8 protein-coding genes and 1 pseudogene are annotated in these 12,120 nt (G+C 57.0%); 4 read left to right on the plus strand and 5 right to left on the minus strand.

The features are described 5' to 3' along the window. Window positions 1-662 precede the first annotated feature (662 nt). The 4 genes from acs to ACN28R_RS14940 all read left to right on the plus strand — a co-directional run bounded on the left by acs (window position 663) and on the right by ACN28R_RS14940 (window position 5,784). The gene (acs, locus tag ACN28R_RS14925; RefSeq protein WP_095834820.1) at window positions 663-2,624 is read left to right on the plus strand and encodes an acetate--CoA ligase; all 1,962 of its coding nucleotides are present in this window, start codon (window positions 663-665) and stop codon (window positions 2,622-2,624) included. Window positions 2,625-2,733: 109 nt separating this feature from the next. Beyond that, window positions 2,734-3,045 (plus strand): DUF485 domain-containing protein, encoded by a 312-nt coding sequence (locus ACN28R_RS14930; protein WP_048636160.1) that lies wholly within the window; start codon window positions 2,734-2,736, stop codon window positions 3,043-3,045. After that, window positions 3,042-4,700, plus strand: a complete 1,659-nt coding sequence (actP, locus tag ACN28R_RS14935) for a cation/acetate symporter ActP (protein WP_048636161.1) — start codon at window positions 3,042-3,044, stop codon at window positions 4,698-4,700. Before ACN28R_RS14930 ends, actP begins: the two co-directional genes overlap by 4 nt. Window positions 4,701-4,887: 187 nt before the next feature. Continuing rightward, window positions 4,888-5,784, plus strand: a complete 897-nt coding sequence (locus ACN28R_RS14940) for an Rpn family recombination-promoting nuclease/putative transposase (protein WP_095834821.1) — start codon at window positions 4,888-4,890, stop codon at window positions 5,782-5,784. A 105-nt stretch (window positions 5,785-5,889) separates the two neighbouring features. Here the strand turns inward: ACN28R_RS14940 and ACN28R_RS14945 are convergent. The 5 genes and pseudogenes from ACN28R_RS14945 to ACN28R_RS14965 form a co-directional block, all read right to left on the minus strand. Further along, a pseudogene (locus ACN28R_RS14945) lies at window positions 5,890-6,072 on the minus strand (helix-turn-helix domain-containing protein); the annotation flags it as partial. A gap of 11 nt (window positions 6,073-6,083) precedes the next feature. After that, entirely contained in the window at window positions 6,084-8,231 is a 2,148-nt protein-coding gene (locus tag ACN28R_RS14950) for an HlyD family efflux transporter periplasmic adaptor subunit (protein WP_095835816.1), read from the minus strand. A 5-nt stretch (window positions 8,232-8,236) separates the two neighbouring features. Further along, window positions 8,237-9,577, minus strand: a complete 1,341-nt coding sequence (locus ACN28R_RS14955) for an efflux RND transporter periplasmic adaptor subunit (protein ID WP_095834822.1) — start codon at window positions 9,575-9,577, stop codon at window positions 8,237-8,239. 28 nt (window positions 9,578-9,605) lie between these two features. After that, window positions 9,606-10,352, minus strand: a complete 747-nt coding sequence (locus ACN28R_RS14960) for an efflux RND transporter periplasmic adaptor subunit (RefSeq protein ID WP_095834823.1) — start codon at window positions 10,350-10,352, stop codon at window positions 9,606-9,608. Beyond that, window positions 10,352-12,064, minus strand: coding sequence for a TolC family protein (locus tag ACN28R_RS14965; RefSeq protein ID WP_095834824.1), 1,713 nt, complete (start codon window positions 12,062-12,064; stop codon window positions 10,352-10,354). Before ACN28R_RS14965 ends, ACN28R_RS14960 begins: the two co-directional genes overlap by 1 nt. Window positions 12,065-12,120: the final 56 nt, after the last annotated feature.

A 12,120-nucleotide genomic window follows, 5' to 3' on the forward strand; every position in this document is an offset into this window, starting at 1 on the left:
AACTTAATCCACAACCACCTAACGATAAGCACTCAACCCACCGGTTCCCTCGGGACGTCCGGCATAATGTAGTTATCTAAATTTCTTAGTTTTTGGAAACCGGGATCCTGCTGAACAAAAAAATAACAATTGGAATTGTCGGTCTGGTTTACAAACCGTTCACTTCTATTTCTGATCGTTCTAATCGACAATCTGACGGCGTTAAAGACGATGCCGTTATGTATACCGATTATCCATGTGTTTTCTCTATTGATAATCAGATAAATCTAAATAACGGTGCCGGGTAAAATATACCTTAAACAATATTGTCACTATCGGCGGAATAAGAGAGATCTTTATGCGTTTTGATCGTAAAGGACGATCAAACTACTGATAACAATAGATAAAGACTATGAATAACGACGATTTGATCGTTGTAGTCGTCATGAAGAAGTGAATAATTCTTATAATTTTTTATAGTATGGCATATACCACTTGCCGTGCTAGCCCTCTCTCACGAAAATTTACTTATATCCCTAGGAATTCAAACAATTCTTTAAGTAGCGCCTTATTGCTTTTCCTATATTACGTGATCTGCCGCTCAAAAAAGAAACAAACCTGCCGAGCCAAACAATGTTAACCATTTATTGACATATCCTTAACATGCTTAAGGGGAGGCTCACATGACTCAATATCATAAACACGCAATACCGGCCGCCATCGCGGAAAATACCCTGATAAACGCCGACCAATATAAAAGGATGTATCAGCAATCGGTTGATGATACTACATCTTTTTGGCGTGAGCAGGGGGGAATTCTTGATTGGATCAAACCCTATCAGCAAGTGAAAAATACATCATTTGATCCTGGTCATATCCGCATTCGCTGGTTCGAAGACGGGACGCTAAACGTGGCGGCCAACTGTCTGGACCGCCATCTTGCGGAACGCGGCGATCAAACCGCGATAATCTGGGAAGGCGACGATGCCGAAGAAAGTAAAACCGTCACCTACCGCGAGTTGTACCATGCCGTCTGCCGTTTCGCCAATGCCTTGAAATCGCAGGGAATACAGAAAGGCGATGTGGTCGCCATCTATATGCCGATGGTGCCGGAAGCGGCCATTGCCATGCTGGCTTGCGCCCGCATCGGCGCGATTCATTCAGTGATCTTCGCCGGCTTTTCCCCGGAAGCCATCGCCGGGCGCATCATCGATTCCAGCGCCAAACTGGTGATTACCGCCGACGAAGGCATCCGCGCCGGACGCATCATCCCGCTGAAGAAAAACATCGATGAAGCGTTAAAAAATCCCGCAGTAACAAGCATCGCCAATGTGATTGTTTACCAACGAACCGGCAAACAAGGGGAATGGGTAACCGGCCGCGATCTCTGGTGGCACGATCTGATCGAACAATCTGACGATCGGTGTCCGCCGGAAGAGATGAATGCCGAAGATCCGCTGTTTATCCTTTATACCTCGGGATCCACCGGCAAACCCAAAGGCGTGTTGCACACCACCGGCGGTTACCTGGTTTACGCGGCGATAACCTTTAAGTATGTCTTTGACTACCACCCCGGTGATATTTACTGGTGCACCGCGGATGTCGGCTGGATCACCGGCCATAGCTATCTATTATATGGGCCGCTGGCCTGCGGCGCCGTTACGCTGATGTTCGAAGGCGTCCCCAACTGGCCGGATGCCCGGCGCATGGCGCAGATTGTCGATAAACATCGGGTCAATATTCTCTACACCGCGCCCACGGCAATCCGCGCTTTAATGGCCGAGGGCGATAAGTCCATTGAAGGAACCTCACGGGATTCACTGAAAATCATGGGTTCCGTCGGGGAACCGATCAATCCGGAAGCCTGGGAGTGGTACTTCAACAAAATCGGCAATGGCAAGTGCCCGATCGTCGATACCTGGTGGCAAACCGAAACCGGCGGCCTCATGATTACTCCGCTGCCCGGCGCGATTGAGACCAAACCCGGTTCGGCGACTTACCCTTTCTTTGGCGTGCAGCCGGCGCTGGTGGATAACCTGGGTAATCCGCAGGACGGCGTCTGCGAAGGCAATTTGGTGATAACCGACTCCTGGCCGGGTCAGGCCCGCACCCTGTTTGGCGATCATGAGCGCTTTGAACAAACCTACTTTTCCACCTTCAAAGGCATGTATTTCAGCGGCGACGGCGCTCGCCGTGATGAAGACGGCTATTACTGGATCACCGGGCGCGTGGATGACGTGTTGAACGTTTCCGGCCACCGATTGGGCACGGCGGAAATAGAATCCGCGCTGGTTGCGCATCCTAAAATCGCCGAAGCGGCGGTGGTAGGCATTCCGCACAGCCTGAAAGGCCAGGCTATTTATGCCTATATCACGCTGAACCACGGTGAAGAGCCTTCCAGCGAACTGTATACGGAAGTTCGCAACTGGGTACGTAAAGAAATCGGCGCGATCGCCACGCCGGACATCCTCCACTGGACCGACTCGCTGCCGAAAACGCGCTCCGGTAAAATCATGCGCCGTATTTTGCGCAAAATCGCAGCGGGCGACACCAGTAACCTGGGGGATACCTCAACCTTGGCCGATCCCGGCGTGGTGGAAAAACTGCTGGAAGAAAAACAGGCGATGCACGCCGCGCCCCAATGACCCTCTGACTCAATCTGCGCCGCCTCCCGCTGCGCCTCACATCAGAATTTAGCGGGAGGCGTCAATCTGCAACCACGCTGTCCGGCCTACAGATTACTGGAGACTTACGATGAATGACGCCATTTATCAACGGATTGAAAGTAACCCCCTGTTCAGGGAATTGGTAAATAAACGACAGCGCTTCGCCACGCTCCTTTCCCTGATCATGCTGGCGCTTTACGTCGGTTTTATTTTGTTGATCGCCTTTGCGCCCGGCTGGCTGGGAACGCCGATTTCCCCCGATTCGGCCATAACCCGGGGCATTCCCGTCGGCGTTGGATTGATCGCGATCTCCTTCATTCTGACGGGGATCTACGTCTACCGCGCCAACGGCGAATTCGATCGCCTGACTAAACAGTTACTGGATGAGGTAGGGCAATGAAAACACGCTTCATGCTACTGTCCGTATTGATCGCCTTACCTTCGCTGACCCTGGCGGCGGACGCGTTGACCGGCGATGTTCAGCGTCAGCCGCTGAATATTCAGGCCATCGTGATGTTCCTGCTGTTTGTCAGCGCCACGCTGTATATCACCTACTGGGCCTCCAAACGAACCCGATCCCGCAGCGACTATTATACCGCCGGCGGCAGCATTACCGGCTTCCAGAACGGGTTGGCAATCGCCGGTGACTATATGTCGGCGGCATCCTTTCTGGGGATCTCGGCGCTGGTTTACACCTCCGGCTATGACGGTCTGATCTATTCGCTCGGCTTTCTGGTCGGCTGGCCCATCATCCTGTTTCTGATTGCGGAGCGTCTGCGTAATCTGGGACGTTACACCTTCGCCGACGTGGCCTCTTACCGCCTCAATCAGCGCGCGATCCGCAGTCTGTCGGCCTGTGGTTCGCTGGTGGTGGTGGCGCTGTATCTTATTGCCCAAATGGTGGGCGCGGGCAAACTGATCGAATTGCTGTTCGGCCTGAACTACCACATCGCCGTCATTCTGGTCGGTATTCTGATGGTGATGTATGTCATGTTCGGCGGCATGCTGGCCACCACCTGGGTACAGATCATCAAAGCGGTGCTGCTGCTGTTCGGCGCCACCTTCATGGCCGTGATGGTGATGAAATCCGTCAACTTCAGCTTCGACACGCTGTTTCAACAGGCGATGGCCGTCCACCCGAAAGGCGCCGACATCATGCGCCCCGGCGGATTGGTATCCGACCCGGTATCCGCGCTCTCTCTCGGCCTGGGATTGATGTTCGGCACGGCGGGTCTGCCGCATATCCTGATGCGCTTCTTCACCGTCAGCGATGCCAAAGAGGCGCGGAAAAGCGTATTTTTCGCCACCGGATTTATGGGGTACTTCTACTTCCTGACGTTTATTATCGGCTTTGGCGCTATCCTGCTGGTCAGCGCGAATCCTGACTTTAAAGATGCCTCCGGCGCGCTTATCGGCGGCAACAACATGGCGGCGGTTCACCTGGCGGATGCGGTGGGCGGCAACTTCTTCCTCGGTTTTATCTCCGCCGTCGCCTTTGCGACCATTCTGGCGGTGGTGGCCGGATTAACGCTGGCGGGGGCTTCGGCGGTTTCCCATGACCTCTACTCCAATGTGATCAAGAAAGGAAAAGCCACCGAACGCGATGAGCTCAAAGTCTCGAAAATAACCGTACTGGTGCTGGGTCTGGTCGCCATCGCGCTCGGCATTCTGTTTGAGAACCAGAATATCGCCTTTATGGTGGGTCTGGCCTTTTCCATCGCCGCCAGTTGCAACTTCCCCATCATTATCCTTTCCATGTACTGGTCAAAGCTTACCACGCGCGGAGCAACGGCGGGCGGCTGGGCCGGGCTGCTGACGGCCGTCATTCTGATGATCCTGGGACCGACGGTATGGGTAACCATCCTCGGCCATGAGACGCCGGTTTATCCCTATGAGTATCCGGCGTTGTTCTCCATGCTGGTGGCCTTTATCGGTATCTGGCTGTTCTCGATAACGGACGGCTCCGAGGCTGGGCAGCAGGAGCGCGCGCGCTTCCATTCCCAGTTCGTCCGCTCGCAAACCGGGGTTGGCGCATCGCGCAGCGGCGCGCATTAGGCGTGGACAAATAACTTGCCCGCGCCGGACGCGGGCGAGTTTGTACGGCGCTCGTCACTGAGTGACGTTAAAAAACGCTCCCGGCGATTTTTGCGGGACAGCTTCCTGATTTTTCTTTCCCCGCTTTGTGTTGGCGATTTATCCGTTATGGTTGCCGTGTGCCAACAACCATAAAGATCGGACGCCAATGCATTCTCATGATGCAATCTTTAAACAGTTCCTGAGTGATATTGATGTCGCACGGGATTTTTTATCAGTACACCTGCCGCCATCTATTAGGGAACGCTGCGATTTCACCACTTTACAACTAGAATCCTCGTCCTTTATTGACGACGAGTTACGCTCTCGGGTATCTGATATGCTGTATTCTCTCCATACCGAGGCTGGCAAAGGTTATATCTATTGTGTAATAGAGCATCAAAGCCGACCTGAAAAACTGATGGCATTCCGCCTATTACGTTACTGTCTGGCCGCTATGCAACAGCATCTGGCACAAGGCCATCAAGCATTGCCGCTGGTGGTTCCGCTACTATTTTATCATGGGAAACGCAGCCCATATCCCTATAGTCTGCGTTGGCTGGACAGCTTCGATAACCCTCAATTGGCAGAACAAATTTACTACCACACATTTCCTCTGATAGACCTCTCTGTCATTCCAGATGAGGAGATCAAGACTCATCGACGGGCGGCGTTGCTGTCTCTAGTGCAGAAACACATCCGCACGCGGGATATGCTGGAACTGGCCCAGGATATCGGGTTATTATTTGAGCGTTGGCAAGTGCCGCTGACACAGAAAAGAGCGTTACTGCTTTATATTGTGAAAAGCGGCAACACATCCAGACCAGCAGATTTTATTAAAACAGTGGCGGAGCCGCTGTCAGCGGATCGGGAGGAACTTATGACCATCGCTCAGCAACTGAAGCAGATCGGATTTGAAGAAGGCATTGAACAAGGTATGAAAACCAGTGCGCGGAATATCGCTCGCGAACTACTGCAAAGCGGAATGGAAAGCGATCGTGTTCAGCGAATCACCAAACTTTCCGCCGACGAGATGCGGCAATTAATATCATCCGACGGCGAATAATCAGGTTTCCGTATTGAGATAGAGCACTGCGCCACTGGGCGAATGCCTGAGTACAACCGATAGTAAAATGTTATCTCGCAATCCGTTGGCCTGGTCATTACAGGGTTAACGACCAGCGGCCAGAGCCGATATAACGTGTTCAGGATCCCGCTCAATAGCACGCAGCAAGGCTTTTGCCGGCCCGGTAGGATCTCTACGACCCTGTTCCCAGTTCTGGAGCGTTGCAACGTTAACATCGATCAGATTGGCAAACTTGGTTCGAGAAAGTCCCGTTGCGTGGCGCATAGCCGAAGTGATAACTAAAACGACATTTCCCTGATCAGTACCGCCGATACCAGTTTCCAGCCGCGAACCAGCAGGCTTTGCGCTTCGCCGTCCATGGCTACCGTTCCGCGCAGCATCTGTTGCTGGCTCGGGCTGTCGGCAGGCAGGCTTAACACCACCCGGTAAACCACCTGCTCGGGATGCAGCTTACGCTGTGCGTCGCTCAGCGTCGCGATATCGCCGCCGTACGTTGAGGCCAGTTCCGGAACGGCGCTTAAATCACGCGTGGCGGTGTGATCGATATCCACGATCGTCACCGGCAAGGCCGGACTGCCGACGTCCAACGGGTAAAAATGCCCCTGTCCGCCCACGCTCAGCCGTTGCCAGTCTTTTTCCGAAACAAACGCCTCCACCAGGCCGCCGGACGGCTTGGTTATCACCGCCAGCCATTCGCCCTGCGCCAGCCACTCGCCCTGCGCCAGCGGCGTGGCGACGTCGGCCACCACGCCGCTCATCGGCGCGCGCACCGTCAACTGCGCCGACTGTCGTTGCAGCACCGCCAGTTTTTGCTGCGCCGCTTCACGTTCCTGATTCACCCGCAGGTGTTCCCCCGCAGTCTCTTTATTAAAGACCTGAAACGCCCCCTGCCAACTGAGCGTGGCAATCTGCCGTTCCAACTGCTGTTGTTCATGCAATAGCGCGTCGGAGGAGAGCGAAAACAACACCTGTCCGGCCTGCACCGGTTGACCGACCTCAATATCAATACGGTCAATCATCGCGGGCAGCGGCATATACAGGCTGCCTTGCTGCTCGGCGCGCAACAGCGCCGGCGCATAAACGGTGCGCTGCCAGGGGATCGCCAACAGCAGCAATAACACGCAGCCTGAGGCCAATGTCACCATCATATTACGGTTCATACGGTAATCCTTGCGGCGTTTACTCCACTCGCGTAGTTCATTCACCACCGGCATTATCACGAAATAACCGATTTCCACCGCGAACAGCAGCATGCCCAGCAGTTTGAACGCCATGTGGTAAACCAAAATGGCGATGCCGGTAAACAGAAAGAAGCGATACACCCACACGCAGAAGGCGTAGCCAACCAATGTGCGTTGCAGCCAGCGGGGAAACGGCTCCGGCGGGGCATCCCCCAGGCCGAACAACCACTCGCGCATCCGCCAGCGGCCGATGGCAAAGCCCCGCTGTTGCAGATTCGGGATCTGAAGCCAGTCCGACAGCAGAAAATAGCCGTCAAAGCGCATCAGCGGGCTGAGGTTGATCGCCAGCGTCATGATCCAGGTGGTGGTCGCCAGCATAAAGGCCGCGCTACGCAGCATGCCGTCCGGCAGGAAACTCCAGGCCAGCGTCGCCCAGGCGGCCAGCGTCAGCTCGGTAAGCATACCGGCGGCGCCAATCGCCATGCGCTGCCGGTGGCGGGTCAGTTTCCATGCCCCTGAGGTATCGGTATACAGCACCGGCATCATCACCAGAAAGGCGACGCCCATGGTGGCGACCCGCGCGCCAAAACGCTTGCAGGTATAGGCATGCCCCAGTTCATGCAGCACTTTGGTGAAACACAGCGTGATCCCCGCCAGCGCGGCCCCTTCCAGAGTGAAGAAGTGCAGAAAGGTGTGCTTGAAGGTTTCCCATTGGCGACCGGCCAGAAACAGCCCCAGCAGTGCCGCCATCAGCGTCAGTTTAAAAAACCAACGGCTGAAAAAGGGTTCCACCTTCGGTAACGTGGCGGTCAGAAAACGGTCGGGATGCCACAATGGAATGCGGAAAAACAGATAGTTCTTCAGCAGCTTACGCCACACGGAAGTCTGCGTTCCTGCCAGTTGCCGCCCAAACTGCGCCAGCGCTTCATCGCCCGATGCCCGCGTCAGGCTATTGGCCTGCAAAAAACGGCTGAAATACTGCACATCGCGCTCTTCGACAGTCAGCGGCAGCGTCTGGTTGATCTCCGCGACAATTTTCGCCGCCTCCCCCAGCGACCAGCGCGACAGCATCGCCATTTCCGCCCAGCCGATACGGAAAAACAGACCGCGCAGCGGATCTTCCAGCGTCCAACTGGGCGATCCGTCACGGTTGGCGGGACCGGCATGCAGGATCAGCTCATCCCGTAGCGGACTAAGCCGGGGAACCGGGCTATCGCTCGCCGTGGGCGCGGACAATCCCGGCATCACCGTCACACGCCCAACCAGACGCGCAGCGTAGTCAAAGGCTTACGCAACAGATAGACGAACAGCAGCGTGCGCTGACCATACAATTTCGCCGTGCCTTTCAATCCCACGCGCAACAGCGGATCGTCCTGGGTGAACCTGGCTCTCAGCCGATAGGCCATCACGTTGTCCGGCGTGGGCGCCGAACGATAGCCGATCTGCTCAAGGCGCGCCGACTGCGCCGAGTTTGGCGCAACGTTAAGGAATAAGCGCACATCGGCCCCTTTCTCCAGCGCAATGGCATCGGCGGCGGGTAACTGGATCTCCAGTTCGACATCGTGCGGATCGGCGATCATCATGATGCGTTCGCCAATCGCTACCGAACGCCCGATCCAGTCGCTGGCGTCATCAAAAATCGCCACCCCGTCGCGCGGAGAAACCAACTGCATACGCGCCAGCTGCCGTTGCAGAAAATCCATTTCGCTTTGCGCCTGTTCCCGCCGGCTTTGCAGCACCGCCAGACTGGCCTTGCTGTTGGCGTCAAACAGCGCCTGTTGCTGCGCCTGCCGGTACTGGGCATCGGCGGTGGCAAACGCCTGCCGCGCGGACTCCAGCCGGTTTTCCAGCTCGCGCGCATCCAACTGAACCAGAGGCTGATTGGCGTCAATCAGTTGATTAGGCCGCACCAGGATATCGTCAACCACCCCGGCCACCGGCGCACGCACCATCACCGGGCGATGCGCTACGATCTCCGCCGGCGCCAGTACCGATTGCCTGACCGGGATCAGCATAATCAGCAACAGCGCGATCGCCCCGGCCAGTATCAGGCGGCGTCGATGCGGACGGACAACGGCGTTGCCGCGCCGATTGTTGCCTAACCCCAACCAGGCATGGGAATAGGCATCGGCCAGCTTTTCCAATAGCATCAGTTCGGCGGGTTGCCACGCCCGGTCACGCGCCAGGATCAGCACCAGCGGCTGTTCGCCCTGCGGGCGCCGCAAAGGCAGCCACAGTAAAAACTCCGGCAGGTGTTCCTGCCATAGCAACCGGTCGCTGGCCGGCAGATCCAGCCAGCGCAGGGCTTGGGTCTGCCGCGCTTCCTGCTGCCACTGACGGCACAGGCGGCTGAATTCGCTGCAAAAGGGCGCGTTGGGATCGATGGACGCCAAACCGGACGCCGCACGCAGTCGCTGGTGTTCGCAATCCCACAGCAATGCCTGGCGGTACTTCACCAGATTGTGCGTTTCATTGACGATGAAAAACGCCAGTTCATCCCGCGTTTCCCGCGCTCTGGCGCGGCTTTGCAACTGCAGCAGCTCGGCCAGCAGCGCCAGGCGGCTATCCTGTTCGTTCGTTGTTTCGGTCATCGCGCGGGGGTGCTCATACGGTTATCAATCATGGCGCGCTACCGGCCGCCGTTGGCGGCGTCATCAGCGCCACCCCGCTCATCCCCGGCAACAGCCCGGCGGTGGATTGCGTGATGCGTCCAAATACCTTGACCGACTGGCTGACCGGCTCCACCGCCGAAGAGATGCGGCTGATTTCCGCCGGATAGCTCAGCCCGGTTTCATCCAGCGTGACCTGAAAGGTATTCCCCTGCTTCAGCCACACCAGCCAGCGAGACGGCACGATCATTTCCAGCTCAAACGCGCTGTCATCGTAAATCGATAGCAGTTCCTTGCCTTCCGGCACCGACTCCCAGCGTTTCACTTTGGTCTCCGTTACCCGGCCGGAGAACGGCGCTTTGATGGCGCAGCGTTGCAGCATGGCGCGGTTCACGCCGTTTTCCGCCTGCGCCATGGAAACCGCCGAACGGGCCTGATCCACGTCAGACAGGCTGATCGAATTGAGCTTATCCAGCCGGTTGGCGATCGCCAGTTTCTTACGGGCGGCGTTTTCAGCGGCGGCGGAATAGTTCTGTTTTTCCTTCAAAACCGTACAGTCGAAGGTCAGCAGCGTATCGCCCTGTTTAAAATGCTCGCCCTCTTTCACCGCGATATCCGTCACCTTGGCCGAAATTTCGCTGGAAAGCGTGGTGTAGCGCAACGCGCTGAGCTGCACGCGGATATCGCCGTTAGCGGCCGCCTGCGCCCATAAGGGGGCCAGCAACGCCCCCGCCAGCAGAAACGGCAGCGCCTTCATCACTGCGATCCCCCGGACTGCAGCGATTGCAGGTTATCCCACATATCCGTATTTACCGTGCGGTAGGGCTTGCCGGAAATGGCGGCCGGCGCGGCGGCGACAGCAACGGGTTGAGTGACGGTCGGCGCCGTCGCGGCGGCTATCGCGGTCGGCGAAGCCAGGGAGAGACGCGGCACCGGCACGCTGCCGGTTTCAATATTGCCGGTGGTGCGGGCGATGGTATTGCTCAATGCGGCCAGACTGGTATCGCCGACGTTATCAGGCAGCACATCCAGACCGGCGGCCTGATACACCGCGCCCAGTGCGTTTTGCACATCCGCAAAGCTGCGGTCGCGCGCGCGGGTGGTCAGGATGGTTTCCGTGCTGACGCGCACCTGTTCCATCTGCGTCGCCGCCCGATTGCGCACGGTCAGCTCGGTCTGACTGAGAATGCCGCGCTGAATGCGGGCCAGTTCCTGATAACGGCTGAACATGCGCGTGCTTTGCTGATACTCCTGCCAGGCTACGTTCACCTGCGTCAGTACCGCCATACGCAGCGCCTGACGGCGCACTTCCGCCAGTTCTTCGTTCGCCTCGCCGGCGCGTTTCACCGGCGACCAGGAGAGCACATTCAGCAGGTTGCCGCTGACCTGTAATCCGGCGCTGGCCCATTGGTGGTTCACCAAATAGCTGTTGCTGTCGCCGTTGATACCGGCAAACAACGACACGCCCGGCAACAGGCGCAACAGCGATTTGCGGGTTTCCAGCACCGAATTGCGCGCCAGATAGCTCTCTTCACGCACTTCAGGCCGTTTCACCATCGAGAAGTTTTCCAGATCGTCGAGGGTATAGGCCAGTTTCGGCGCCGTCAGACTGCTTTCACCGGGCACGACCACATCAAATTTACTGGCGGGCGGCAGGTTCATCAACGCGGCCAGGCGGGACTTGGCCATCACCAGATCGCTATCGACAATCTCAAGCTGGCGCACCATTTCCAGCATATTTTTCTGGAAACGCAGCGCGTCTACCGGCGCCAACAGGCGCTGTTGCTCGGTCTGGCGGGCATATTCCAGTGACTGCCGCGCCTCGACCAGCGCCGCCGTCACCTCCGGCTGTAAACGCTGGGCGGTGGCCGCCTCCCAATAGGCGGTGCGCACCTGACGGGTAATATCCGCCACCACGCGGCGGCGGCGCTCTTCGGCCGCCAGCGATTTATTCGCCTGCATTTTGGCGTTGAAATAGCTGATGCCGAAATCCAGCACGTTCCAGCTCAATGACAAATCCGCCGTGCGCAGGGTTTTATCCTGGCTGGTGGAGGCTTCCAGCGACTGCTCGCCGGTGGTCACCGATTCACTGCTGGATCCGGCCACGTTGTCGCGGGTTTGCAGCCCCGCCCGCGCGGCCAGCTTAGGCAACATATCCAGACTGGAAACGCCGATCAGGTTATCCTCCATCGCCTGTTCCATCAGCGCCACCCGCTGTTGCAGATTGTATTTCAGCGCGCGGGCAATCGCCTCGTCCAGCGTGATAGTGCCGCGTACCGGCTCCTGATTGGCGAACATCTGCGTCCGATCGCTTAATGCCTGCTGCACCTGCTGTTCCGTCGTCACCGGTTCAGGCTTTACCGCGCACCCGGCCAGCCCCAGACAGGCCAGGCTTATCGCCAATTTAAGAGCCAGGGAACCGCCAGAGTGTTGCTTGTTTTCCCAGAGTTTCGCTATGTGCTGATTCACCAGGGTTCTCCCCATCAAATGTAGTGTGTTTATGTTGTTATGTGTGCTGCGTAAAA

The organism is Brenneria goodwinii (assembly GCF_002291445.1).
GTDB lineage: Bacteria > Pseudomonadota > Gammaproteobacteria > Enterobacterales > Enterobacteriaceae > Brenneria > Brenneria goodwinii.